1 protein-coding gene is annotated in these 490 nt (G+C 47.1%); it reads left to right on the top strand.

Annotated features, from left to right (window positions below; translation table 11 throughout):
* Positions 1–19: 19 nt before the first annotated feature.
* Positions 20–490: ISAs1 family transposase (locus tag VT06_RS17290; RefSeq protein WP_235357479.1), on the top strand; the 471-nt coding region annotated here is incomplete at its 3' end.

The raw sequence follows: 490 nt of genomic DNA, 5'->3' as shown, positions 1-490 counted from the left end.
ACACGAAGGTATTCAAGCTGTGTTTAAAGCGCACCTGAAATCTGAACCAGAAGAACTCAGTTCAGTCGAAAAAAACCGCGGTCGGATTGAGTATCGTGCCTATCATGTGCTGGAAAGCAGTGTGCTGCCAGCGAGCATTGCTGGAGCATGGGCTGACTTAAAAACTATAGGCTTAGCAATAAGTTATCGGATGGAAAAGCACAAAGTGAGCCGTCTGGAATACCGTTATTTTATCAGTTCAGCGCCCTTAACAAGCCAGCGGTTTGCCAAAGCAGTTTGTAGTCATTGGGGCATTGAGAATAAGATGCATTGGGTGCTTGATGTCAGCATGGAAGGGGACGATAACCAGATATTCCGCGGCCATGCGGCGGCAAATATGGCCACCATGAGCCATCTGGGGTTAAACATGCTTCGAGCAGAAACCAGTAAAGCGATGAGCGTGCCACGAAAACAGCGCAAAGCACATATAAATGAAGATTATCTTGAGCAG

Origin of the sequence: Arsukibacterium sp. MJ3 (assembly GCF_000987765.1) — a bacterium.
Taxonomy (GTDB): domain Bacteria; phylum Pseudomonadota; class Gammaproteobacteria; order Enterobacterales; family Alteromonadaceae; genus Alishewanella.
Note: the sequence above shows the minus strand (reverse complement) of the source record. Positions and strands in the feature narration are given on the sequence as shown.